Source organism: Cyanobium sp. Maggiore-St4-Cus (genome assembly GCF_024345615.1).
In the GTDB taxonomy this organism is placed as follows: Bacteria; Cyanobacteriota; Cyanobacteriia; order PCC-6307; family Cyanobiaceae; genus Cyanobium_A; species Cyanobium_A usitatum.
The window spans coordinates 190,891-213,321 of the sequence record NZ_JAGQBL010000001.1 but is presented as its reverse complement, the minus strand read 5'-3'; the positions used below and the strand labels follow the sequence as shown (position 1 = coordinate 213,321).

26 protein-coding genes and 2 tRNA genes are annotated in these 22,431 nt (G+C 63.9%); 16 read left to right on the top strand and 12 right to left on the bottom strand.

From position 1 onward, the window contains the following. Nucleotides 1-182: 182 nt before the first annotated feature. Complete coding sequence (locus tag KBY99_RS01280; protein WP_254996835.1) at nt 183-1,256, bottom strand: glycosyltransferase; 1,074 nt, start codon at nt 1,254-1,256, stop codon at nt 183-185. Next, nucleotides 1,256-2,191: a DMT family transporter gene (locus KBY99_RS01275; RefSeq protein WP_254996833.1), complete on the bottom strand. Its 936-nt coding sequence runs from the start codon at nt 2,189-2,191 to the stop codon at nt 1,256-1,258. The genes KBY99_RS01280 and KBY99_RS01275 overlap by 1 nt, the downstream gene beginning before the upstream one ends. A gap of 58 nt (nt 2,192-2,249) precedes the next feature. Here KBY99_RS01275 and sppA point away from each other — a divergent pair, with 58 nt between their 5' ends. The 10 genes from sppA to KBY99_RS01225 all read left to right on the top strand — a co-directional run bounded on the left by sppA (nt 2,250) and on the right by KBY99_RS01225 (nt 8,649). After that, nucleotides 2,250-3,062 carry a signal peptide peptidase SppA gene (sppA, locus tag KBY99_RS01270; RefSeq protein ID WP_254996830.1) on the top strand — a complete coding sequence of 271 codons (813 nt, stop codon included), beginning with the start codon at nt 2,250-2,252 and terminating at the stop codon, nt 3,060-3,062. Further along, nucleotides 3,059-3,436 (top strand): chorismate mutase, encoded by a 378-nt coding sequence (aroH, locus tag KBY99_RS01265; RefSeq protein WP_254996828.1) that lies wholly within the window; start codon nt 3,059-3,061, stop codon nt 3,434-3,436. The genes sppA and aroH overlap by 4 nt, the downstream gene beginning before the upstream one ends. A gap of 88 nt (nt 3,437-3,524) precedes the next feature. Next, a complete protein-coding gene (locus tag KBY99_RS01260) occupies nt 3,525-4,118 on the top strand; it encodes a DUF2808 domain-containing protein (RefSeq protein ID WP_254996825.1) in 594 nt (197 codons plus the stop codon). 96 nt (nt 4,119-4,214) lie between these two features. Then, nucleotides 4,215-4,352, top strand: coding sequence for a 50S ribosomal protein L34 (rpmH, locus tag KBY99_RS01255; protein ID WP_006170261.1), 138 nt, complete (start codon nt 4,215-4,217; stop codon nt 4,350-4,352). Nucleotides 4,353-4,357: 5 nt separating this feature from the next. Next, nucleotides 4,358-4,741: a ribonuclease P protein component gene (gene rnpA, locus KBY99_RS01250; RefSeq protein WP_254996823.1), complete on the top strand. Its 384-nt coding sequence runs from the start codon at nt 4,358-4,360 to the stop codon at nt 4,739-4,741. Then, nucleotides 4,738-5,145 (top strand): PH domain-containing protein, encoded by a 408-nt coding sequence (locus KBY99_RS01245; protein ID WP_254996822.1) that lies wholly within the window; start codon nt 4,738-4,740, stop codon nt 5,143-5,145. The genes rnpA and KBY99_RS01245 overlap by 4 nt, the downstream gene beginning before the upstream one ends. Before the next feature lie 53 nt (nt 5,146-5,198). After that, complete coding sequence (yidC, locus tag KBY99_RS01240) at nt 5,199-6,326, top strand: membrane protein insertase YidC (protein ID WP_254960872.1); 1,128 nt, start codon at nt 5,199-5,201, stop codon at nt 6,324-6,326. A 3-nt stretch (nt 6,327-6,329) separates the two neighbouring features. Continuing rightward, nucleotides 6,330-6,869: a YceD family protein gene (locus tag KBY99_RS01235; protein ID WP_254996821.1), complete on the top strand. Its 540-nt coding sequence runs from the start codon at nt 6,330-6,332 to the stop codon at nt 6,867-6,869. A 10-nt stretch (nt 6,870-6,879) separates the two neighbouring features. Next, nucleotides 6,880-8,355, top strand: a complete 1,476-nt coding sequence (locus tag KBY99_RS01230; protein ID WP_106501421.1) for an AAA family ATPase — start codon at nt 6,880-6,882, stop codon at nt 8,353-8,355. A 120-nt stretch (nt 8,356-8,475) separates the two neighbouring features. Further along, nucleotides 8,476-8,649, top strand: coding sequence for a hypothetical protein (locus KBY99_RS01225; protein WP_254996820.1), 174 nt, complete (start codon nt 8,476-8,478; stop codon nt 8,647-8,649). Here the strand turns inward: KBY99_RS01225 and KBY99_RS01220 are convergent. Then, nucleotides 8,646-9,425, bottom strand: coding sequence for a mechanosensitive ion channel family protein (locus KBY99_RS01220; RefSeq protein WP_241518059.1), 780 nt, complete (start codon nt 9,423-9,425; stop codon nt 8,646-8,648). The two genes, KBY99_RS01225 and KBY99_RS01220, sit on opposite strands and share 4 nt — an antisense overlap. Nucleotides 9,426-9,547: 122 nt before the next feature. Between KBY99_RS01220 and KBY99_RS01215 the strand changes: the two genes are divergently transcribed. After that, on the top strand, nt 9,548-10,711 hold the full coding sequence (locus KBY99_RS01215; protein WP_254996819.1) for an aminotransferase class V-fold PLP-dependent enzyme: 1,164 nt from the start codon (nt 9,548-9,550) through the stop codon (nt 10,709-10,711). Nucleotides 10,712-10,787: 76 nt separating this feature from the next. Here KBY99_RS01215 and aqpZ read toward each other — a convergent pair whose 3' ends face one another. The 4 genes from aqpZ to yidD form a co-directional block, all read right to left on the bottom strand. Next, on the bottom strand, nt 10,788-11,528 hold the full coding sequence (gene aqpZ, locus KBY99_RS01210; protein WP_193486053.1) for an aquaporin Z: 741 nt from the start codon (nt 11,526-11,528) through the stop codon (nt 10,788-10,790). A gap of 103 nt (nt 11,529-11,631) precedes the next feature. After that, nucleotides 11,632-13,125: a UDP-N-acetylmuramoyl-L-alanyl-D-glutamate--2,6-diaminopimelate ligase gene (locus tag KBY99_RS01205; RefSeq protein ID WP_254996818.1), complete on the bottom strand. Its 1,494-nt coding sequence runs from the start codon at nt 13,123-13,125 to the stop codon at nt 11,632-11,634. A gap of 27 nt (nt 13,126-13,152) precedes the next feature. After that, nucleotides 13,153-13,473 (bottom strand): glutaredoxin family protein, encoded by a 321-nt coding sequence (locus tag KBY99_RS01200; protein ID WP_254996817.1) that lies wholly within the window; start codon nt 13,471-13,473, stop codon nt 13,153-13,155. Then, entirely contained in the window at nt 13,473-13,736 is a 264-nt protein-coding gene (gene yidD / locus KBY99_RS01195; protein ID WP_254996950.1) for a membrane protein insertion efficiency factor YidD, read from the bottom strand. The genes KBY99_RS01200 and yidD overlap by 1 nt, the downstream gene beginning before the upstream one ends. Before the next feature lie 197 nt (nt 13,737-13,933). Here yidD and rpsD point away from each other — a divergent pair, with 197 nt between their 5' ends. Further along, the gene (gene rpsD, locus KBY99_RS01190; RefSeq protein WP_106501418.1) at nt 13,934-14,542 is read left to right on the top strand and encodes a 30S ribosomal protein S4; all 609 of its coding nucleotides are present in this window, start codon (nt 13,934-13,936) and stop codon (nt 14,540-14,542) included. A gap of 205 nt (nt 14,543-14,747) precedes the next feature. Here the strand turns inward: rpsD and trpC are convergent, their stop codons facing one another. The 5 genes from trpC to KBY99_RS01165 all read right to left on the bottom strand — a co-directional run bounded on the left by trpC (nt 14,748) and on the right by KBY99_RS01165 (nt 18,321). Beyond that, on the bottom strand, nt 14,748-15,635 hold the full coding sequence (gene trpC, locus KBY99_RS01185) for an indole-3-glycerol phosphate synthase TrpC (protein ID WP_254996816.1): 888 nt from the start codon (nt 15,633-15,635) through the stop codon (nt 14,748-14,750). Between the two features lie 5 nt (nt 15,636-15,640). Then, nucleotides 15,641-17,101: a dihydrolipoyl dehydrogenase gene (gene lpdA / locus KBY99_RS01180; protein WP_254996815.1), complete on the bottom strand. Its 1,461-nt coding sequence runs from the start codon at nt 17,099-17,101 to the stop codon at nt 15,641-15,643. Between the two features lie 38 nt (nt 17,102-17,139). After that, nucleotides 17,140-17,979 (bottom strand): TrmH family RNA methyltransferase, encoded by an 840-nt coding sequence (locus tag KBY99_RS01175; RefSeq protein WP_254996814.1) that lies wholly within the window; start codon nt 17,977-17,979, stop codon nt 17,140-17,142. Nucleotide 17,980: 1 nt separating this feature from the next. Next, nucleotides 17,981-18,229, bottom strand: coding sequence for a hypothetical protein (locus KBY99_RS01170; protein ID WP_254960893.1), 249 nt, complete (start codon nt 18,227-18,229; stop codon nt 17,981-17,983). Between the two features lie 8 nt (nt 18,230-18,237). After that, nucleotides 18,238-18,321: transfer RNA gene (locus KBY99_RS01165), tRNA-Leu, on the bottom strand. Nucleotides 18,322-18,473: 152 nt separating this feature from the next. On the opposite strand from KBY99_RS01165, the gene murA reads away from it, so the two are divergent. The 4 genes from murA to KBY99_RS01145 all read left to right on the top strand — a co-directional run bounded on the left by murA (nt 18,474) and on the right by KBY99_RS01145 (nt 22,392). Then, entirely contained in the window at nt 18,474-19,790 is a 1,317-nt protein-coding gene (gene murA, locus KBY99_RS01160; RefSeq protein WP_254996813.1) for a UDP-N-acetylglucosamine 1-carboxyvinyltransferase, read from the top strand. A 12-nt stretch (nt 19,791-19,802) separates the two neighbouring features. Continuing rightward, a tRNA-Leu gene (locus KBY99_RS01155) sits at nt 19,803-19,884 on the top strand. 23 nt (nt 19,885-19,907) lie between these two features. Then, entirely contained in the window at nt 19,908-21,122 is a 1,215-nt protein-coding gene (locus KBY99_RS01150) for an aspartate aminotransferase family protein (protein WP_254996812.1), read from the top strand. After that, a complete protein-coding gene (locus KBY99_RS01145) occupies nt 21,112-22,392 on the top strand; it encodes a bifunctional folylpolyglutamate synthase/dihydrofolate synthase (protein ID WP_254996810.1) in 1,281 nt (426 codons plus the stop codon). The genes KBY99_RS01150 and KBY99_RS01145 overlap by 11 nt, the downstream gene beginning before the upstream one ends. Nucleotides 22,393-22,431: the final 39 nt, after the last annotated feature.

Here is a 22,431-nt window from a genome sequence, read left to right as displayed (position 1 = left end):
AGCGCTGTGGCAGAGGGCGTTTTGCCGAAGCATTCAACGTACTGAAGCGACGTGCGACCGCTGGTGGCAAGCCGGACCTGGCAGTTCCTACCAACCGCCATCAAACAGATCGGCGATCTCGGCGGCGGCTAGCTGATCACAAACGGTTCACCTGCCGCATGGCCGTGAATGCCCCATCTCAGTCAGCTCAACCCCGCCAGCAACCACGCCTCCACCCGCTCCGCCAGCACCGCCCGCGTGGCGTTGGCCTCCACCCAGGCCCGGCAGGCGCGACGCTCGATAGCGCCCACCTGCGCCACCGCCGCCGCCAGGGCCGTCACATCATCCGGCTCCACCAGCAGGCCAGTGAGACCGTGCTGCACCAGCTCGCCGGGGCCGCCGCGGCGATAGGCCACCACCGGCACACCGCAGGCCAGCGCCTCCACCACCACGTTGCCGTAGGCCTCATTCCACTTGGGGGTATTCAGCAGGGCCTGGCAATGGCCGAGCTGCTGCTGCAGCTGATTGGTGGGCAAGAAACCCCGCCACTGCAGGGTGCCAGCCGGCACCGACGCCTCCACAGCTGCCGCATAGGCCTGGTCTTCCACCAAACCCCACACCGCTAGGGGTAACCCCAGCTGGGCCGCCGCCGCCGCCGCGTCCTCCAGCCCCTTCTCCGGCGCCACCCTGCCGGCCCAGCCGAGCAGCGGCTCAGGCTCGGCGCAGAAGCCGTAGGCGTCTAGGTCAAAGCCATTGCCCAGCACCACCGGCGCCTGGGGCAAACGAAAATCCTCCGCCTGCACGCGGGTATGAAAAGCGAGGCGCCGTTGATCCCAAGCCGCCAGCTCGGCAATCGCCAAATCCATCGCGTCACTCACCGAACCCATGCTCACCAGGTGAAACAGGGGCAGGGGCGCTAGGGGGGTCAACCAGAGAGGCAGCCAGTCGTAGGCCAGGTTGATCACCGCCTCAAAGCCGGCCCCAGGCCCCTCCAACAGCGCCCGCCGCCAGAAGGCCTGCAGCAGGCCATTGGCCGGCATCGTGATCGCGGCACTGCGCTGCTGGTGCTGGGCGCTGGCCTGGGAGCTGCCGCTACAGGTCCAAAGTTCGGCGGCGAGGCAGGAGGTGGGCAACACCGACTCCTCGGCCGCCAGCACCGTCACCCGGTGGCCCCGCGCCAACAACCCCGCTACCAGTGCACAGGCCGTCAGCTCCACACCGCCGCCGCGGCCACTGCCCAGGGCTCCCACCGGAGTACTCACCACCAGGATCCGCATCACGGCTGCTCCAGCAGGGAGGTACCGCGCCAGAGCTGCTGGCGCCGGTTGATCAACAGCACCGACACCAAGGCCAGCAGGGCCCCGAGCCACTGCAGCGGCTGCAACTGCTCATCAAGCAGCAAAACCCCGCAGAGCAGGGCGAAGACGGGAGTTAAGAAGGTGAGAGCGGTGAAACCCGTGAGGTCACCACTGTTGGCAAACCAGAAGAAGAGGCCGTAGGCCAGGGCGCTGCCGAGCACGGTGGCGTAAGCCATCAATCCCCATTCTCCCAGGCTCCAGCTGGGCAGTAGGGCCCCCTCCCAGGCCACCCCGCCCAGCAGCGGCAGGCCACCAAGCAGAAGGTGCCAGCCGGTAATTGCCACCGGATCGCTCTGTCGGCTGGCGTAGCGACTCAGCACCGTGCCGATGGCCATCGCCGCCGCCGCCGCCAGCATCCACAGCTCCCCATGGCTCCAGGCCTGTTCGCCAAGGGCGACGGGACCATCGAGCCACCAGTGGCGCAGCACCGGTGCCGGCAAGCCCAGGCAAAGGATGCCGAGCAACCCCAGCAGCAGGCCCACCCAGCCCACCGGATTGATCGCCTCCCCAAACAGACTGCGGGCCAGCAGGGCCACCAGCAGGGGCTGGGAATCAATAAGTACTGAACCCAGGCCCGCTCCGGTCTGGCCCAGGCCCCGGGCCAGTAGCCCCTGGAAGAGGCTGCCGTCCACCAGGGCAAAGGCCAGCAACCAGGGCCAATCAACGGCAGCCACCCGCAGGGATCGGCCCAGCAACAGGGCTGCCAGCAGCACCAGAACCCCCGCTGGCAGCAGCCGCAGGCTTGCCACCTGCAGGGGACTGCTGGATTCCAGCAGGGGCCGCATCGCCGCCATCGCCGTGCCCCACAGCGCAAAAGGGAGCAACATCAAGGGCCATCGCAGGGCCTGGGGCATGGGCTTCCTGGCCGGCGAAGGCTTTGTTTTTAAGATCCAACCACTTCACCTATCCCAAATGCCCTGGCCCTGGCGCCGCAAGACCCGTCGCACCCTGGCGCGCATTGCCATCGAAGGACCAATCGCCGGCCCCACCCGCAGCCGGGTGCTCAAGGCCCTGCGCCAGGTGGAGCAACGGGAGTGCCCTGCTCTTCTGCTGCGCATTGATAGCCCCGGCGGCACCGTGGGCGACAGCCAGGAGATCTACAGCGCCCTAATGCGCCTGCGAGAAAAGGGCTGCAAGGTGGTGGCCAGCTTCGGCAACATTTCCGCCTCAGGCGGGGTCTACATCGGAGTTGCCGCCGAAAAAATTGTGTCCAACCCAGGCACGATCACAGGCTCGATCGGCGTGATTCTGCGGGGCAACAACCTCTCCAAACTGCTGGAGCGGGTGGGCGTGAGCTTTGAAACCGTCAAGAGCGGCCTCTACAAAGACATTCTTTCGCCGGATCGCGCTCTCAGCGAAGGGGAACGCAAGCTGCTGCAGAGCTTGATTGATTCGAGCTACCACCAGTTTGTGGAGGCTGTAGCAACGGGAAGGGGGCTTAACCAAGAGACGGTGCGCGGCTTCGCCGATGGCCGGGTGTTCAGCGGCGCCCAAGCCCTGGAGCTGGGCTTAGTAGATGTGCTCGGTGATGAGGAGACGGCCAGGCGACTGGCCGCTGAGCTGGCTGGCCTCGACCCTGAGAAAACCCGCCCAACAACCTTTGGCAGCCCGCCTAAACGCTTTGGCGGTGTACTGCCCGGCCGCAGCCAACTGCGCCAGCTGATCGAGAGCTTCAGCATGGAACTGGCCTGGAGCGGTCAACCCCTGTGGCTCTACAGGCCATGAATGCTGGTTTTGTGCTGCGGGCCCTACGCGGGGCAACCACCGCCGAGGCGAACAGCACCGAGGCGATTCAGGCCTGTGTCAAGGAGCTTGTGGATGCCCTGATGGAGCGCAATGGACTCCAGGGAGAGCAGCTGGTGTCGGTGACCTTTTCCGTAACCCGGGATCTGGATGCCTGTTTTCCGGCGGCCATCGCCAGGCGCCAGCCGGGCTGGGACCAGGTGGCTTTGCTCGATTGCCAGCAAATGGAAGTAGCGGGCGATCTGCCTCGCTGCATCCGACTGCTGGCCCATGCCTGGCTACAACCGCAGCAGACCCCGATGCACCCCTACCTGCGCGAGGCAGCTGGCCTGCGACCAGATCGGGCTCAGCCATAGGCCCGCCGCCACCTTTGGGGCCGGCCACCCCGGGCACCGGGGCAGCAGCTCCCTGCTGAGAATCAAATGACTTATTGGTGCAGCCCTGATGGGTTTCCCTCGCCTTCGCCGCCAACTCGCCCTCCCGGCCCTGGCCGCCAGCGCCGCACTCGTTACTGGAGCAGTTGCGCTTAGCACCAGTCTCCAGCCGAGCCTGGCCCAGGGCACGCCCAGCCTGATGGAGTTCCGCTGGGACAACACCAAGGACTACCGCAAGCTCTACTTCTTTATGACCGACACCCAGCGCCTCAAGCGCTCGGAGTACTACTTGATACTCAGACCAAAAGATCGCAAGACGGCAATTCTAAAACTAAGTATCAGCGTCCCAAGTTATTTTGACACCAAGATTGATCCCAAGCGTGTCAAGCTCTGCAAGATGAGTGAAGGCGGCATGATGTCTCGCACCAAGTGCCAGGAGACCATCCCAGCCACGATCGAAGTATCTGCCGATGGCGGTGCCATAGAGATTTTCCCAGACACCCCCGTGCCAGACACCGGCACCATCGGGGTGTACATGAACATCTTCAATCCCTTCAACATCGGCATGTATCAGTTCAATGCCCTGGCCCAAGCCCCCGGCGACGTGCCGATGGCCGGCTACCTGGGCAGCTGGCTGATTCAGATCGATCCGCCTAACAACTGAGCGGCATAGACACTGAGCCCGAGCGGCGCCAACCCCGCCTGATAGGTTGGCCCTTACGCCCATTACCGACGCAATAAGCGCAGCGAAGAGCCAGCCATGACCAAGCGCACCCTTGAAGGAACGAGTCGTAAGCGCAAGCGCGTATCTGGTTTTCGTGTGCGCATGCGCAGCCACACAGGCCGCCGCGTGATCCGCACCCGCCGCCGCCGCGGCAGGGCCCGCCTCGCCGTTTAAGAGCCTTGGCCCTGCCCCAGTGCCACCGGCTTAAGGGGCAACGGGTGTTTGACCGTGTGTATCAGAAGGGCCGCAAAACCCACGGCCCTTTTTTGTTGCTCCGCGTTTTGGACGCCCTGCCCCAACTCCTACCTGCCAAGCAGCAGGCAAGTCCGGCCAGCACTTGGCGCTGCGGAATTGTGATCAGCAGCAAGGTGCACAAACGATCCGTGCGCCGCAATCGCCTGCGCCGGCTCCTGCACGAGCACCTACTTGCCCAGCAAATCGGCGATGGCCAGCGCTGCCTCTGGCTCCTACTCAGCCTCAAACCCGGTAGCGCTGAGCAATGCCCCCAGGTCTTGCTGGGAGAATGCAGTCAACTTCTTCACCAAGCAGGCCTGACGCGATGAGCACTGCCGCCGCCACCTCCATTGAGGAAAGCGTTTTCTACGAAGGTGGACCCGCCAAGGGAGACCTGATCTTCAATTTGGTGCTCGGGCTCACCCTCATCGGCATTCCTTTCGCCATTGGAGCGATCGTGCGGGCTTTTTGGCTGCGTTTCCGGATCACCAGTCGCCGGATCGAGGTAAATGGTGGCTGGCTGGGGCGCGACCGCACCCAGGTTGTGTACAGCCAAATCAGGGAGGTGCGCAGTGTGCCCCGCGGCTTCGGCCTCTGGGGCGACATGGTGCTGGTGCTCAACGACGGCTCCAAGCTCGAGATGCGCGCAGTGCCTGGGTTCCGTGACCTCGAGGCCTACATCGAGGAGCGCCGCCAAGCCAAAAGGTCCACACCCAAGGGCATGGCCGCCTAGACCATCAGTCACACTGAGCCCACGAGCCCCCCTACCCCGAGAGCCCCTCTGCCGTGATCGGCTACATCTCCGACAACCTGCTGCTCCCAATCCTCGATTTCTTCTACGGATTGGTGCCCAGCTATGGCCTGGCAATCATCGCCCTCACCGTGGTGATCCGGCTGGCCCTGTTCCCGCTCAGCGCCGGCTCGATCCGCAACGCCCGCCGCATGCGGATCGCCCAGCCCGCCATGCAGAAGCGGCAGGCCGAGATCAAGGCCAAATACGCCAACAACCCCCAGAAGCAGCAGGAGGAGCTGGGCGGGCTGATGAAGGAGTTCGGCAGCCCCCTAGCTGGCTGCCTGCCCCTGCTGGTGCAGATGCCGATCCTGTTTGCCCTGTTCGCCACCCTGCGGGGCTCACCTTTCGCGGATGTGCCTTACACCCTCAACCTCAAGGTGCTGCCTGCTGAGCAAATCGCCGCAGTCGAACCCAAACCCTTCAACAGCCCGAGCCACTCGATCTTCGTTACCGAAACCACCCACGTGCCGGTGATCGCCAGCCTCGAAGGCGGCACCAAGCTGGGAGTGGGTGATTCAGCCCAGGTGAAGCTGCACACCAAAGACGGCTCGAGCTTTGCTTCGGTGCTGCAGGGCATTGACCATGGCGACGCCTACACGCCGGCCTGGAGCGTGACCAAGGGAGAAGGCGTCGTAAGCGTGGCAGCTGATGGCACGATCACTGCCCTAGGCACCGGCGACGCCACAGTCGAGGCCAAGATCCCCGGCCTGGCAGCCCGCAGCGGCTTCCTGTTCATCAAAGCTCTCGGCCAGGTGGGCTTTATGACCGATGGCGCCGTGAACTGGGACATCGCCATCCTGGTGGCAGGTTTCGGCGCCAGCCTGTTTGCCTCCCAGATCCTTTCTGGCATGGGCATGCCCGCCAATCCTCAGCAATCCACCGCCAACAAGATCACCCCGGTGATGATCACAGGCATGTTCCTGTTCTTCCCCCTGCCGGCTGGGGTGCTGCTCTACATGGTGGTGGCCAACATCTTCCAGGCCCTGCAGACCTTCCTGCTCAGCCGCGAAGCCTTGCCCGACAACCTGCAGGCGATCCTTGACCAGCAAATGGCGCAGCAACCCGTGACTGTGTCAGCCAGTGGCGGTCGCCTGCCCTTCGAACCCAAGGGCAAGAAGTGACCCGTGTCCAGTTCACCCCAGCCAGAGCACTCTGATCAGATTTTCGGGGAGCGGCTTCGGCCGGTTCCCCTTTCGGATCTGCGGCACCTGGAAGCTGGGCGCCATTGGCAAATAGACCAAACCATTGAGGGTCTAGCCAGCCTCACACCGGTGCGAGGCCAACTGCACGCCAACCATCGAGGCAACGTGCTGGAGGTGGTGGGCAAAGCAGAAACGATCGTCACCCTCTGCTGCGACCGCTGCCTCCAGCACTTCAACCATCCCCTCCTCGCCAGCAACCAAGAATTGCTTTGGATCGGCGAACCGGCCCCAATCCCATCCGACTCGATGGCAATGGAGGGCGAGGCTGACGACAGCGGTCTGATGGAGCAGCTCGATCCCAGGGGCAATTTCGATCCAGAACACTGGATATTTGAGCAACTAAACCTGCTGCTACCCATCGTTAACCACTGCGGCAAGGACTGCCCCGGTCCGGCCACCTGGAGCAGCGACGGCGCCGGCATCGATTCCCGCTGGAGCGCCCTGCAGGGCCTGAACCCCTGAGCCTCCCTCCGTGACCGACAGCTGGGCCGACCAACTCGATCTACTGATCCGGGCCCGCACGCCGATTCTGTGGATCCGCAGCCTTGAGGAGGAACGGGTTGATGGCCTGCTGGAACAAGCCGCCCAACGACTGGGCGGCCGCACCCTGCTGCGCTGGGACTTCATTGATGGGTTGAGCGGTGCCCCAAACCGCAGTGGCGAGGCCACCCGCAACCCGATGGCGGCCCTGGCCTGCCTCGATACCCTGCCGCCCGAGCAGGGGGCCCTGCTGGTGCTGCGCGATTTTCACCGCTACTGCGAAGACGCCGGTGTCTGCCGCCGGCTACGCAACCTGGCCTCGAGCCTGCGCCAGGCCCCCCGCACCCTGGTGATCACCGCCCCCGACTGGGCCATTCCCAGGGAACTGGAAGACAGCATCACCCTGCTGGATCTACCCCTGCCTGGTGCCGAAGAGATACGTCAACTGCTCAGCACGATTGCTGGCGCCAGTGGCTACCCGATGGCACCGGCCGTGTGCGAACAGCTCACCGCCGCCTGCCACGGCCTTAGCGAGCAGCGGGTGCGCCAGCTAGCTGCCCGGGCCCTGGCGCGGCGTGGCCAACTCGGGGAGGCGGACTTAGCCGAGGTGCTGGAGGAGAAACGTCAGGCGATCGCCAAGAGCGAGCTCCTGGAGTATTGCCCGAGCGAGGCCAGCCCCGCCGATATCGGCGGACTCGAAGCCCTCAAGCACTGGCTAGAGCAGCGCCACATGGCCTTCAGCGAAGAAGCCATGCGCTACGGCCTGCCCCTTCCCCGGGGCGTGCTGCTGGTGGGCCCCCAGGGCACCGGCAAATCGCTCACTGCCAAGGCAATAGCCCACAGCTGGAGCATGCCCTTGCTGCGCCTGGATGTGGGCCGGCTGTTCGCCGGCTTGGTGGGGGCTTCAGAGGCCCGCACCCGAGACATGATCCAGCGAGCGGAGGCGATGGCGCCCTGCGTGCTCTGGATAGATGAGATCGACAAAGGCTTTGGGGGAGATTCCCGCAGTGATGGGGGCACCAGCCAGCGCGTGCTGGGCACGGTCCTCACCTGGATGGCAGAGAAAACCAGCGCCGTATTTGTGGTGGCCACTGCCAATGGCGTCGACAAGCTGCCAGGCGAACTGCTGCGCAAGGGCCGCTTCGACGAGATTTTCCTGCTGGATCTGCCCAGCGCTGACGAGCGCCGCTCCATTCTTGATCTGCAGCTGCGTCGCCGCCGGCCAAAGCACAGCATCACCCTGGAAGTGCTGGTGGATCGGACTGCGGGATTCTCAGGCGCCGAACTGGAGCAGACCGTGATCGAGGCCATGCACCTGGCCTTCGCCGAGCAGCGGGAATTCGGCGAAGCCGACCTCATCGCTGCCGCTAGCCAGGTGGTGCCCCTTTCGCGCACCGCCCGGGAACAACTGGAGGCGCTGCAGGCCTGGGCCAGCGGCGGCCGGGCCAGGCCCGCTTCCCGCGGCTAGGGAAAGGTGAGGTTGATGTCGAGGCGTAACGAACTCCGACGTCAGGTAACAACCTCGGCGTTAGGCCAGGAATCAAAGGGAATTCACCTCTACGTTCTGGCCCAAGCCGCCCGAGCATCCGTGAGCCCCACCCCAAACAGCCGCCCTGAACTGCTTAGCCAACTGGCGGTGGCCTGCCTTGGGGCAGGGATCGTGACCACCGTGGCGGTGGCTCAGGGCCAGAACCCACTCACCGCCTTGGGCATCACGCTTTTTTCAGCAATCGCCGCCGTAATGGTTGGCCAGGTGCTCTAGTTAGCGCCCATCGCCAGCGGGATCCTGGGCACGGGGAAGCCATTGGCACCAAGCACGTCAATGATCATGCGATTGGTGTCGAAGTAGACCTGCCAGTAGTTGCTGGTGTGGGTGTAGGGGCGCACCGCCAACCGGGGACCACGCTCACTGAACTCGAGCACCTCGACGTCTGCCTCCATGCCAGCAAACTGATTAGGCACCTGCTTGATGGCTTCTTTAAGCAGGGCAATGGCACGGCCTACATCAGCGGAATTGTCGAGCTGGGCCACTAGCTCAACACGACGGTAACCATGGACCGAATAATTCTGGATGGTGTCACCAAACAACTTGCCATTAGGCACGATGTTGCGCACATTGTCTGGCGCTAGCAGCGAGGTAACAAACATGCCGATTTCCTCCACTGTGCCGGTGATGCCGGCAGCTGTGATGAAGTCACCAACACTGAAAGGTCGGAAGATCTGCAGAAATACACCAGCCGCAAAGTTACCGAGCATGCCACTCCAGGCCGCCCCGATTGCTACGCCAGCACCAGCAAGCAGGGCAGCAAAGCTGGCTGTCTGAATACCAAAGAAGCCGAGTATCGCTACCACCAGGATCACTCGCAAAACCGCAGCGAGGATATTGATCAGATAGCCAACAACCGTCACATCCAGACTGCTATGACGCAAACTTTTGCGCATAATGCGCATAGCCAGCTGAATCAGCCAGCCACCAGCGATCCAGAGGGCTACAGCCCCCACCAGCTTCAAAACAAAGGGAACAATCGTGGAGACCAAGAGCGCTGACAGATCTGGAATTGGCATTGCCAACAATTCATAGGTTGAACTATTCATCCTTATACGGATCAATCGACCGGTCGTCAATGCAATGCCAGGATCCGAGCAAATAAACGCTCCTGATGCCAACTGATTTCCGCGCCCAGCTACCCGCCCTAGCCAACAAGACCTACTTCAACTACGGCGGCCAGGGGCCCTTGCCGAGCTCATCCCTCGAGGCCATCACCGCCGCCTGGCGCAGCATCCAGGAGCTGGGCCCATTTACCGGCGCGGTATGGCCTTTTGTGGAACAGACCACCAGCCAGCTGCGTCAGCACCTGGCTGGCTGGTTTGGCGTGCCAGCGCACCGGTTGGCCTTCAGCGAAAACGTAACCAGTGGCTGCGTACTGCCGCTCTGGGGCCTGCCCTGGCAGGCAGGCGACGAACTCCTGATCAGCGACTGCGAGCATCCTGGGGTGGTAGCCGCCTGCCGCGAACTAGCCCACCGACAAGGGCTTGTGCTCACCACCTTGCCGGTGGCGGATCTACGCGGCATTGCCGATGACACAAACAAGCAGGTGCTGCAGCGATTGGATCGCCAGCTCAGCCCCGCCACCCGATTGGTTGTGCTTTCACACCTGCTCTGGAATACGGGCCAGGTGATGCCGATTGCCGCGGTAGCTAGCCAGCTCAGCTCACACCCCAAGCATCCCTGGCTGCTGGTGGACGGGGCCCAATCCCTTGGGGCCATTCCCATCGAAGCCGCCGCAGCCGCCGCTGACATCTACGGCTGCACCGGCCACAAGTGGTGTTGCGGCCCCGAAGGACTGGGAGCAGTAGCCCTATCGGAGCGGGTGGTGCGCGAGGCCAGACCAACCCTGATCGGCTGGCGCAGTCTCAGCCACGAAGCCAGCGGCCAGAGCGAATTTCACACCGACAGCCGGCGCTTTGAAGTGGCCACCTCCTGCGTACCCCTTTGCGCAGGGCTTGAGCAATCCTTGCAACTGATGGAAGCGGAAGGCACAGCCGAAGAGCGCCTGGCCCTGATTCAGCAGCGCAGCGGCTATCTCTGGCAAGGGCTGCAGGCAAACCCGCGCGCCCGCACGCTGTTGGAGGTGCCGCCACCAGCGGGGCTGGTGAGCTTTGAGATCAGCGGGGAAGATCCGGAAATGGTGGTGAAGCGCCTGGGTGAGCAAGGCATCTGGCTACGCAGCCTCGACGATCCCCACTGCCTGCGGGCCTGCACCCACATCACCAGCACCGAAGCCGAGATTGACCAGCTACTTAGAGCTTTGCAAGCCCTCTGAGTAGCTCCCAACTCCGAACAAAAAGAAGGGGCTTCCGCCCCTTCTCTAGATCAAGCTTGCCTAAATCTAATTGCGATCAGGAAGCCTGGTCGCTGAACACATTGCGATAAACCCAACCAGCCAGCAAGGCCCCCACGATTGGCGCCACCCAGAACAACCAGAGCTGACCCATCGCTTCCACTCCGGCCCAAACAGCCACTGCGGTGCTACGCGCAGGGTTAACTGATGTATTAGTCACCGGGATGCTGATCATGTGAATCAGCGCCAGGGTGAGGCCAATAGCAAGGCCAGCAAAGCCAGAGGGCGCCAGGCGATCAGTGGCACCAATAATCACCAATAGGAAGAAGAAGGTGAGCACTAGCTCCACGATCAAAGCTGCCCAAAAGCCATAGCCACCTGGTGAATGGGTGCCCCAGCCATTTGTAGCCAGCGGATTACTACCAGCCATCACCAAATCAAAAGCAGGGCCACCAGCCACCACAAGCTTGATAAAGCCTCCGGCCAGAACGCCGCCGATCACCTGAGCCACGATGTAAGGCAGCAACTCCGAACCCTTCATTCGTCCGCTGGCCCAAAGGCCGAAGCTCACCGCCGGATTGAGATGACAACCAGAGATGTGCCCAATTGCATAGGCCATTGTTACCACCGTGAGGCCAAAGGCAAGCGACACGCCAAGGAAGCCAAGTCCAAAGGGGTTGCCCGGAGCAATATCTGCGCCAGTGAGATACGGGAAATTAGCCGCAATTGCGGCACTACCGCACCCTCCCAACACCAGCCAAAAAGTACCGAAGCCTTCAGCAAGAAGCTTCTTGCCCATTGGAATAGAGGCTGTCACAAATGTGATTTATAAGACTATCGAAGTTTATCGGGAGCACCTTACGGAAACAAGACACTGGGAGCATTCACGAAGAATTCAGCCGCTAAGTGCCCCGCCGTCGGCGCAGGGCTTTCTCCGCCTCTTCCCGGTCGTCGAAGTGAACCTTGGTGGTGCCGAGGATCTGGTAGTCCTCATGGCCCTTGCCGGCAATCAGCACCAAATCCCCAGGTGCTGCCGCGGCGATGGCGGCGGCGATCGCTACCGCCCGGTCGGCCTCCACCTGCATGGATGCTCCAGGGGCAATGCCGGCAGTCACATCAGCCAGGATTTGCTGGGCATCCTCGGTGCGGGGGTTGTCGGAGGTCACATAGAGCTGGTCAGCCAGCTGGGCTGCAATCGCTCCCATCTGGGGGCGCTTACTGCGGTCGCGGTCGCCGCCGCAGCCAAACACGCAGATCAGACGCCCCTTCGTAAAAGGGCGGCAGGCAGCCAGGGCATTGGCCAGGCCATCGGGAGTGTGGGCGTAATCCACCAGCACGGCCGGGTCGCCGCCGCCGTCACCCACCACCACCCGCTCCATGCGTCCAGGCACACCGCGGAAACTGGCCAGCCCCTCGAGCAACTGGGCCAGGGGGACGCCCTGCTGTACCAGGGCACCAACCGCCTGCAGCAGGTTCATCAGGTTGAAACGACCCAGCAGGGGTGAGTGGAATGTCCCCTCACCCGCCGGCGTCTGCAGCACCCCGCGCACGCCGCCTGCCCCCAGCTGCAAATCGCGGATGAACAGCTCGGCGCTGGGATCTTCCAGGGAGCTGCGCCAACAGGCTTTACCCAGACGGCTCACCAGCTGGGCGCCCCAGGGGTCGTCGCCATTCACCACCGCCCCCCCAGCCAGCAGCGGCTCCGCAAACAACCGCGCTTTGGCCTCGAAATAGGCCTGCATCGAAGGGTGATAGTCGAGGTGGTCTTGGGTGAGGTTGGTAAACACGGCACCGGAGAAGTGGCAGCCAGCCACCCGCTGCTGATCAAGAGCATGGGAGCTCACCTCCATGGCACCGATCTGGGCACCGGCCTCAACGGCCTGGGCAAGCTGGGCCTGGAGCAGATCGGCGAAGGCCGTGGTGTGCTGGGCCGTCACGCTGTGGCCTGGCCAGCGGTTCACCAAGGTGCCAAACAGGGCCGAAGGCCTGCCTGACGAAACCGCCAGATGCTCAATCAAATAGGTGGTGGTGGTTTTGCCATTAGTGCCGGTGACCCCAATCAGGGCCAGCCGGCGACTGGGTTGGGACCAGAAGGCAGCCGCCAGCTCTCCGGCCCAGCGGTTCAGCGGCTCAGGCGCTACCAGCACAGCATCGCCTGGCCCAGGCGGCTGAAGGGCCGCCGCGGCCTCGCTAATCACCGCAGCTACCGCACCGGCCTGCAGGGCCTGGGGCCAGAAGCAGCCCCCATCCACCTGGGTGCCAGGCAGCCCCACAAACAAAGTGCCCCGCCCGATGCGGCGCGAGTCACAGCTGATGCCGCTCAACTCCCCGTTGGCCACGCCCGCAGGCACCTCCAAACCCACCTGCTGCAGGACTGGGTGGAGCAGCTGGGTCACGGCGTCGTCAGTAAAACTGGGGCCTATCTAAGCGTCCTGGCTGGAAAAACCGTGCTTCTGCAACCAAACCTGCAAGCTGGATCCAGCCAGCCGGGGCGGCACCCTGGGTAGCTGCCGATCTCCCTGGCCGGAGCGCACCTGCAGCACCGGCACCTCCAGCCCAAAGCGGGCCTGCAGGGCGGGATCACCATCCACATCGATCGTCTCCAGCGCCAGCGGAGGATCGAGGGCGCGCAACTTCTGCTCCAGTCCCTCACACAAACAGCACCCCTTACGGGTTAGCAGCAGCAAAACAGGGAGCCCGGGGGAGGAAGAGGGCCAAGCGGGGGAAGAGGAGGAGGAGAGCATCAATCGGGCACCGGATCGCAACCGCAGGCGCTGAAGGGATGACAACGCAGCAGCCGGCGCAGGGTGAGCCAGCTGCCCCACCAGGGCCCATGGCGGCTGATCGCCTCGAGGCCGTAGGCGCTGCAACTGGGAATGAAACGGCAGCGGGGCCCCAGCAAGGGCGAAATCCACTGGCGATAAAGGCTGATCAAGGCGAGCAATAGGGCCGCCAGGCCACGAGTAAGCAATTGGGTCAGCAGCTGGGTTGACTGTTTGCTCGGCAGTTGGGGTGAAGCCCCAAGCTGGGCCTCTTGCAGGGAGGCGAGGCCCGGCTCTGGCTGGAGATCGAGGCTGCGCGGCCCAACCGATAGGATCGATCGTTGGCGCGGCACAGTTCGAGTTAGCGGGATCATCCCAGCATGCTCGATACCGCAGCGCCTTGCCTCCCAAGGGAGGTACTTCGTCCTTTGAATTTGTTTTCATGTCTCGCTACCGCGGCCCTCGCCTGAGGATCACGCGGCGCTTGGGAGACCTTCCCGGTCTCACCCGTAAGTCCGCCAAGCGGTCTTATCCCCCCGGTCAGCACGGCCAAGCCCGTCGCAAGCGCTCCGAATACGCCATCCGCCTCGAAGAGAAGCAAAAGCTTCGCTTCAACTACGGCATCTCCGAACGTCAGCTGGTTCGCTACGTGAAGAAAGCCCGGGCCCAAGAGGGTTCCACGGGTACCAACCTGCTGAAACTGCTCGAGAACCGTCTCGACAATGTTTGCTTCCGTCTGGGTTTTGGGCCCACCGTCCCCGGCGCCCGTCAGCTGGTGAACCATGGCCACCTGACCGTGAACGGCCGCGTCGTGGACATCCCCAGTTACCAGTGCAAGGCCGGCGATGTGGTCGCCGTGCGCGAGCGCAAGCAGAGCAAGCAACTGGCTGAAGGCAACTTGGCCTTCCCGGGTCTGGCCAACATCCCGCCCCACCTGGAGCTCGATAAGAACAAGCTCGTCGCCAAGGTGATCAGCAAGTGCGAGCGCGAATGGGTCGCCCTTGAGATCAACGAACTGCTGGTGGTTGAGTTTTACTCCCGCAAGGTGTGAGCGACTGGCTGCTGCGGCGGCCCCGAACTCCCCAAGCCCTCGCCCAGTGGCGGGGGCTTTTTGTTGCATTCATTTTTGTAGCGACCGGCGTAGCGGCTGGGGTGGCGGCAGCGCCCAACCTGCGCGCTTCTTAGCTAAACCAGTACTTAGCTAAGCCTTGGTTTAGCTAAGCATTGCAAACACAAAGATCAGACGCTGCCGATCATCAGACGCTGCCGATCAAGGTCTCCAGGGCGGCGGTCACATCGGCCTGACGCATCAGCGCTTCTCCCACCAGCACCGCATCGGCGCCAGCACCCTGTACCCGGTCGAGGTCGTCGCGGGTGAACAGGCCCGACTCGCTCACCAGCAGGCAGCCCTTGGCGCGGATGCGTTCGCCATAAATGGCAGTGAGCTGCTCGGTGGTGGCCAGATCGGTATGGAAGCTGGCCAAATCGCGGTTGTTGATACCGATAAGTTGCACACCATCAAGGCCCAGCACCCGCTCTAGTTCCTCGCCGTCGTGCACCTCCACCAGCACGGCCAAGCCCAGAGCCCTGGCCACCTTGAGCAGGTAAGCCAAATCCTGATCGCTGAGAATCGCGGCGATCAGCAGGGCCGCATCGGCCCCGGCGGCGCGGCCCTGAAATAGCTGATATGGGCTCAGGATGAAGTCCTTGCAGAGCAGGGGCAGATCCACCGCCTGGCGCACCTGCACCAGCACCTCAAAGCCACCCTGGAAAAACTGCTTATCGGTGAGCACCGAGAGGCAGCTAGCACCACCGGCGGCGTAGCCCTTGGCAATCGCTTCAGGATCGAAATCCTCGCGGATCACGCCCTTGCTGGGGCTGGCTTTTTTAACCTCGGCGATCACCGCCGGCTTACGGCAGGAGGCCCGCAGGGCCGCCAAAAAATCCCTGGTCGCCGGCAGCTCAGCCACCTGCTGTTTGAGCTTCTCCAAGGGCACCCTCTCCCGGGCGGCCGTTATCTCCCGATCCTTCTCCCAGAGGATCTGCTCAAGAATGTGACGTGGCTCGCTGTCCTCGTGGCGGATGGCGTATTCGAGAAAGGCCACCTTCACCTTGGGGTTGGGCGGCCGGCGACGGATCTCCATGGTGCTCAGCCTGCCACCGCCATGGCTGCTTGCTTGTAGGCCACTTCCACCACCTCGCTCAAGGTTGGATGGGTGTGCACCTCGGTGGCCAGTTGCAACACGCTCTGGCGGCGGGCCACGGCGTTAGCGATCTCCTGGATTAGGTCAGCCGCATGCAAACCAAAGATGTGGGCGCCCAGCACCTCACCGCTGGCTTTGTTGAACAGCAATTTCATCAGGCCTTCGCCCTCGAGTTCAGCCAGGGCCTTGGAATTGGCCTTGAAGTAGCTGCGCACCAGGCCCAGCTCAAAGCCCTCTTGCTCAGCAAGGGCTTTGGCGTCGGCTTCGCTCAGGCCCACCGAGCTGATCTCCGGGTGGGTGAAGGTAGCCGCTGGGATTGAGCGGTAGTCGATCTGGCGGCCGTGGCCAAGAATGTTGTCTACGGCCACGGTGCCTTGGGCGGCAGCGGTGTGGGCCAGCATCATCTTGCCGGTCACATCGCCTACGGCCCAAAGGTGCGGCACCGGCTCACCTCCCACCAGCACCCGCATCTGCTCGTCGACTGGCACGAAGCCCCGCTCCGTTTCCACACCAACGGCAGCCAGGTTGAGCTCGGCGCTAGTGGGCACACGCCCAGTGGCCACCAGCACCGCATCCACCTCCAGGGTTTCCACAAGCTCCTTGGTGGCCATGTCTGCCAGCTCGATCTTCACCGGGCAGCCGGGGGTCACCTTGCGGGCCAGCACACCGGCACGAGCGTCGATATCACGGCCATTGATCAAGGTGCGGGCAGCAAGCTTGGCGATGTCGGGATCGAAGGTGGGCATCACCCGATCGAGGGCCTCAATCATCGTGACCTCACAGCCCAAGGCCGTGTAGACATCAGCGAACTCCAAGCCGATATAGCCGCTGCCGATGATCGCCAGCCAGCGGGGCAGCCACTCGAGGTTCACCGCCTCATCGCTGGTGAACACGGTGCGCCCATCGGTCTCGATGCCGCGGGGCACGAAAGGCTCAGAACCAGTAGCCAGAATCACATCGCGGGCGCTGATGGTGCGCTCGATGCCACTGCCGCTCTCGCGCACCGTGACCTGCTGATGGCCGGCCAGACGGCCCTGACCCCGCAGGATCGTGGCACCGGCGCGCTCCAGGGTTTTGGTGAGATTGCTGCGGATAGTTGCCACCAGCTGGTTGGCATGGTCGGCGATCTTTTGACGCTCAAAGCGCACTGGGGCGGCGTGGATGCCAAAGCCCGCCAGATGCTCGGCGTCGGCCAGCTCCCGCACCCGGCCGCTGGCCGCCAGCAGGGCCTTGGAGGGCACACAGCCCCTGTTCACACAGGTGCCGCCCATGTCGCGCGACTCAACAATGGCGACCCGCAGGCCATGGTCGGCAGCGTGCTTAGCCGCATCGAAGCCGCCATAGCCGGCACCGACCACGATCACGTCGTAATCGAAACTCGAACCATCAAGGGGGGCGTCGCTCACCGGGCAGCACTGCGGTTGTTGACGGGCATTCTCCCCCGTCAAGCTCCAGCCTGCTGGCGCAGACGCTCGAGCAGTAGCGGAGCTGCCGCCACGGCCACATTGAGGGATTCCACCGCTGGGCTGTGGGGAATGGTGACGCGCTGGCTGGCCAGGGCCTGGAGCTCCGCTGACACCCCAGCCCCCTCATTGCCAAGCAGCAACACCGTGGGCCGGGTCCAATCGAGCTGCCAATAGGGAAGAGGTGCCGAAATAACAGGCACCGATCCGGTCTCGGGGCGCACCGCAACCACAAGCTGCAGGCCGGCGGCCGTTGCCGCCTGCAACCGCTCCGCCAACTCCTGCCTGCTCTCTCGCACCAGGGGCAGGGCCAAGGCAGCCCCCGCCGAGGCGCGCAACACCTTTGGTTGAAATGGGTCAGCCCCATCGGCCAGCCACAGGGCCCCGACCCCCGCCGCCAAGGCAGTGCGCATCAAGGTGCCGAGGTTGCCGGGATCCTGAATCCCATCAAGAGCCAGCACAAAGCTGGCTGTGCCTGGAGCCGCTGCCGTCGGCGGCAGCAGGCTGGCCACCACTCCGTCGGGATGCTGGGTAGTGGCTATGGCCTCCAGCACCTCACCACTCACCAGTCGCCAACTGCAGCCTGGAGGCAGGGCTGCCACCAGCTCGCCATGGTCAGCTAGCCAAGCGGCGGTAGCCAAAACGTCCCTGGGCTGAAGCCCTAGACGGACCGCCTCCTGCAGGAGGTGGGTGCCTTCAAGCAGCAGCAACCCCTGCTCACGGCGACCGCGAGACTCCTGCAGAAGACGCAGCTGCTTAACCAGCGGGTTGCGGCGGCTAGTGAGCGGCTCGGCAGCACCCAAGCCATCGCTAGGGATCACTTCAGAAAGCCTGGTGACGGCGCACATTCAAACCGTCGTGCACTACGAGCTCCTTGCCGTCTAAATCGAGACCACGCACCGAGGCGACCTCACCCTTCAGACCTTCAGCATGGAGGTTTTCGACCAATTTCTTGATGACAATGTCCTCGATCGTGGATTGATCAAGGCTGTCGGGGGTAAGGCTCTCAAGGAATTTGCCTAACTTCGAGGCCATCACCTCGGAAGCGTTTGAGATCTTGAGAACGATCATGAGAAAAATGCGGATGGGGAGACTTGAACTCCCACGACATTGCTGCCACTAGTACCTGAAACTAGCGCGTCTACCAATTCCGCCACATCCGCGTGGCTGTCGCTAGAGCGGAGCTCGCTGCAACGAAGAGAACATACGCCATCGGCAACCCGCACCAGCGGTCGGAGCCAGTTCCGGCGGCGGTCGGCTAGACGGTCTCACAATTTGTTGTCAATATGCTGCGACGTGAGCTGGCAGTCGTTCCATGGGTCTGATCGCTGTCCAATCACCAAACAAGATCCATTATCTTCAAAGTCCCCAGCTTGAAATCCGGGGCGGCCGGCGCCTCTCCGGTGAGCTGCAAGTGAGTGGTGCCAAGAATTCAGCCTTGGTGCTGATGGCTGCATGTCTTTTGACCAGGGACACTATCCGACTGAGAAACGTCCCTCCGCTAACCGACATCGCCGCCATGGGCGAGATGCTCAGCAGCCTTGGCGGTCAGGTCCACCGTGATGGTGACGCACTGGAATTAAAGGGCGACTCAATCAATAGCTCTACAGCCCCCTACGAGCTGGTGAATAGCCTGAGGGCCAGCTTCTTCTGCATTGGCCCCCTGCTGGCCCGCACTGGCATGGCCAAGGTGCCCCTTCCAGGCGGCTGCCAGATCGGCACCCGGCCAGTCGTCGAGCATGTCAAAGGTCTCAAGGCCCTGGGCGCCCAGGTCACCATTGAGCACGGGGTCGTTACCGCCGTGGTGCCGGGCAGCGGCCATCGCCTCACGGGCGGCCGCATCCACATGGACTGCCCCAGCGTTGGCGCCACCGAGACATTGATGATGGCGGCCGCGCTCGCCGATGGCGAGACGGTGATCGACAACGCCGCCCTTGAGCCAGAGGTGGTTGATCTAGCAGGCCTGCTGATCGCCATGGGTGCCAAGGTGCGCGGCGCCGGTACCTCCACGATCACGATCGTGGGTGTGGATCGCCTGCATGGAGCCGACTACGCCGTGATCCCAGATCGCATCGAAGCGGGCACGTTTCTACTGGCAGCAGCCATCACCCGCTCCCATTTGCGGGTAACCCCAGTGATCCCAGATCACCTTGGCGCCGTGCTCACCAAGCTCGAGGAGGCGGGTTGCACCTTGGAGCACGACGGCGTCGGGCTCACCATCAAGGCCGATCAGATCAATGCAGTTGACCTGCGCACCCAGCCATTCCCCGGCTTCCCCACCGACCTGCAAGCCCCCTTCATGAGCCTGCTGGCCACGGCCCGGGGCACCAGCGTGATCACCGAAAACATCTTTGAAAATCGCTTGCAGCACGTGGGCGAACTGCAACGCATGGGTGCCCACATCCGCATGCAGGCCAACACCGCCTTTGTGGAAGGGGTGGCCCGCCTCAGTGGTGCTCCAGTGCAAGGCAGCGACCTGCGCGCCTCCGCCGCCATGGTGCTGGCTGGCCTATCCGCGGACGGCATCACCAGCGTGCGCGGCCTCGAATACCTAGACCGTGGCTACGCCAATCTTGAGGGCAAGCTCAATGCCGCCGGTGCCAACATTGAGCGTGTCAGCTCGGCGGCTTAAGCTCTCAACTGCGGGAGCGTGCCGGAATTGGTAGACGGACTCGACTCAAAATCGAGCGCCTTCGGGTTTGTGGGTTCGAGTCCCACCGCTCCCATCTCGCCCATCACCCACTCAGGCATGTCTGCCTCAGCCGTGATGGACACCTACGCCCGCTTCCCGATCAGCCTCACCCGAGGCCGGGGAGTCTGGGTTTGGGATAGCAATGGCAAGCGCTATCTCGACTGTGTAGCCGGCATTGCCGTCTGCACCCTCGGTCACAGCGACGGGCGGCTGAAGCGGGCCCTAAGCCGCCAGCTGGGCAAGCTGCAACACGTATCCAATCTGTATCGAATCCCCGAGCAGGAGGAACTCGCCGCTGCGATCACCGCCAGCAGCTGCCTGGATCGGGTTTTCTTCTGCAACTCCGGCGCTGAGGCCAATGAGGCCGCCATCAAGCTGGCCCGTAAGCACGGCCACACGGTGAGGGGCATCACCACTGGCGACGGCAAGGCGCCCCTAATCCTCACCGCCCAGGCCAGCTTCCACGGCCGCACCCTGGCTGCGGTTACGGCCACGGGTCAGCCCAAGTACCACCAGGGCTTTGAGCCGATGGTGCAGGGCTTCCGCTACTTCCCTTACAACGACACTGCCGCCTTTGAAGCCCTACTCGCTACCTGCGAAGTGGAAGGTCCGCGGGTGGCCGCCGTGCTGCTCGAACCAATTCAGGGCGAAGGCGGCGTGCATCCCGGCAACAGGGCCTTTTTTAGGCGGGTGCGGGAGCTCTGCGACGCCCACAACATCCTGCTGATCTTCGATGAAGTGCAGATCGGCGTTGGCCGCAGCGGCCAGCTCTGGGGCTACGAGCAGCTGGGCGTCGAGCCCGATGCGATCACCCTGGCCAAGGGCCTCGGCGGCGGCATCCCCATCGGTGCCCTGGCGGTGAAAGCCTCCGTGGATCACTTCCGCCCCGGCGAACACGCCAGCACCTTCGGCGGCAACCCCTTCGCCTGCCGCGCCGGCCTCACCGTGCTAGCCGAACTAGAGCGGCGCGACCTGCTGAGCCACGTGCAGCGGATGGGCGCACTGCTGCAAGAGCTACTGGCCCAGCTGGTGAGCCGTCATCCCACCCTGCTGGAGGGGGTGCGGGGCTGGGGGCTCCTGCAAGGCCTAGTGCTGCGCGAAGAGGCCCCAAGCGCTCCGGACATCGTCAAGGCGGCCATGGAGCAGGGGCTGCTGCTGGTGTCCGCCGGCCCACGGGTGGTGCGCTTCGTGCCCCCGCTGGTGATCCAGCCCCGCCACCTGCGCCTGGCCGTCGACCGCCTCGAGCGCGCCCTACTCAGCCGTGGGCACTGAGCTCGACAATTTCGCCGACCTGATCGAGCCCTTCAGCCGCCGCGGCGTCGACCTGGGACTCGATCGCCTCCAGGCCGCCCTCGCCGAGCTTGGCAACCCCGAGCGCCGCTTTGCCGCCGTGCAGGTGGCGGGCACCAACGGCAAGGGCTCGATCTGCACCCTGGTGCACCAGGCCCTGCTGGCCGCCGACATCCGCGCCGGCCTCTACACCTCGCCGCACCTGGTGAGCTGGACCGAGCGCATCCGGCTTGGCCATGACCCGATCGCCGCGCCATGCCTGCGCCGCCACCTGGAAACCGCCACGCCGATCGCCCAACGCCACCAGCTAACACCGTTTGAGCTGGTCACCGCCGCGGCCTTCCTGGCCTTCGCGGCAGCGGATCTGGAGCTGGTGGTGCTGGAGGTGGGACTGGGGGGCCGGCTCGACGCCACCACCTGCCATTCCCACCGGCCCGTGATCGGCTTTGCCTCGGTGGGGCTCGACCACGCTGAGTTCCTCGGGCCGGATCCAGCCACGATTGCCGCCGAAAAAGCCGGCGTGCTCCAACCGGGGGCCGTGGCAGTTAGCGCTCCCCAGAGCCCGGAGGTGGCGGCGGTGCTGAGCGATCACGCCGCCGCAGTGGGAGCCGAACTCCGCTGGGTGGAGCCGCTGGATCTCAACCAGTGGACCCTGGGGCTTTCAGGAGCCGTGCAGGCCGCCAATGGCGCCGTCGCCCTGGGCCTGCTGCGGGCATTAAAGGAGCGGGGCTGGCCGGTCAACGACCCAGCTATACGCCGCGGTTTCGCAGCAGCCCGCTGGCCAGGCCGACTACAACAACTGAGCTGGCACGGCCTACCCCTACTGCTCGATGGCGCCCACAACCTGCCGGCCGCCCTCGCCCTACGCGCCGAACTCGACGCCCATCCCGAGCGGCACGGCCTGGTCTCCGGCCCGCGCTACTGGCTGCTTGGCATGCTGGCCAACAAGCAGGGGCCGGAGATAGCCGCGGCCCTGCTGGCCCCAGGCGACCGGGCCTGGATCGTGCCGGTGCCGGGGCACGCCTGCTGGAGCCTTGAAGCCCTTACCGCCGCCAATCCCAGACTCGCTAGCCAGCTGCACAGCGCCCCCAGCCTCGAGGCGGGCCTGACCCTTGCGGGAACCTGCTCCGGACGCATCGTGGTGGCCGGCTCGCTCTACCTGCTCGGCCAGCTGCTTACGACTACCGGAAGCGCAGCAACCACAGCAGGCCAAGCCCAAGTTGCAAGCCAAGGAACTTTTGATTTCGATTGATCCTGCTGCTACTCATCGCCAGCGGCCCGGCATCGAGGC